Source organism: Microcoleus sp. S28C3 (assembly GCF_036700785.1).
Lineage (GTDB): Bacteria > Cyanobacteriota > Cyanobacteriia > Cyanobacteriales > Microcoleaceae > Microcoleus > Microcoleus asticus.
This window is the reverse complement of record NZ_JAUBPO010000277.1, coordinates 1-1,378: the sequence shown is the minus strand read 5'-3', so window position 1 is coordinate 1,378 and position 1,378 is coordinate 1. Positions and strand designations below refer to the sequence as shown.

Annotated in this window: 1 protein-coding gene; it reads left to right on the top strand. The window is 42.7% G+C overall.

What is annotated here, in order from left to right; translation table 11 throughout:
• Nucleotides 1–342: 342 nt before the first annotated feature.
• On the top strand, nucleotides 343–1,326 hold the full coding sequence (locus tag QUA13_RS32425; RefSeq protein WP_333205192.1) for a virulence-associated E family protein: 984 nt from the start codon (nucleotides 343–345) through the stop codon (nucleotides 1,324–1,326).
• The last annotated feature ends 52 nt before the right edge of the window (nucleotides 1,327–1,378 follow it).

The following is a 1,378-nucleotide window of genomic DNA, read 5'->3' as shown; positions in this document are numbered from 1 at the left end:
AATATTTGCCAAAATGGAATTACCGTGCTGTTCCGACAATTGAGTAAATAGTGAAGTTATTAAATTTTCATTCCTAAGTCGAACCCGATCGCCAGCATCTCAAAATATTTTAGTGACGGGATTGAGAGCTGCATCAAAGGTGAATACTGGCGATTCCTCAAATCTCTGCAACCTGACCATTTAGTTTCGCGAATGGAGGCAGAGGCAGAATCTGATTTGGGTAACTCTCCTAATTCTGCTACTAGCTCTGATTCATCACCTGAATTTAATATTTTAAATTCAGATGACAAAATGATGCAGGATTACCGAAAACTTGTTAGAAAATTTGGCCAACGACTTCGATTGAATAAACTCAGCAAGCGAATCGAAATTGATGGTAAACCAGTGTCTCTCGATCGAGTGCGAATTCAACTCGCTATCAAACACGGAATTCTCGTCAAATCTAGTCGCGAAGATACTCAAGATATCCTGACAGAAATAGCCGTGGAAAATCAGTATTCACCGATCGAGGAGTATCTAAACTCTTTGCCACCAGCAGCCGATACTTCGATTTTAGATAGTTTGGCTGAAAAATACTTTGGTGTTAACGATCCAATTTATGAAATGTTCGTCCTAAAAACACTCATTGGTGCTGTTAAGAGAACATTTGAACCAGGATGCAAAATCGACACAGTTCTGATTCTGCAAGGGAAACAGGGCTATAGAAAGTCCACTTTTTTTAAGATACTTGCGGGAGGCAAATACTTTGACGATTCACTAGGAACTGTGTCTGATAAAGATGAAAGACTCAAATTGCACCAAGCTTGGTTTGTTGAATGGGCGGAGCTGGAAAGTGTTTTTAGACGGCGCGATGTCAGCGCAACCAAAGCCTTTTTATCTACCGGGACAGACAAAATTCGACCGCCATATTGCCGAGATATTGAAGACTTCAACCGACCCAGCATCATTGTCGCAACCACCAACAAGCAAGAATTTCTCGCTGATGAAACAGGCAACAGGCGATTTTGGATTATCCCGGTCAAACACCGGATCGATACTAAATTGCTTAAAAAAGAACGAGATGCGATTTGGGCTGCTGCGATGCTGGCTTACCAATCTGGCGAAGAACCTTGTCTTGACTATGAAGATGAAGAAACTGCCGAACACGTTGCTCAAGAGTTTCAATCATCAGATCCCTGGGAAGATGTCATCGAAAATTTTATCGAGCACCGGGAGTATGTTCAGCTTAGCGATCTGCTCACTCATCTCCAAGTTGACCTGAGCCGGCAAGAGCGATCGCACCAGATGCGCTGTTCCGCCATCCGGCACTGTTCTCTTAAGGCGTGAGTGCTAGGATATTTGTGCAGCATAGAGTACAAGCTTATGAAGTGTATCCATT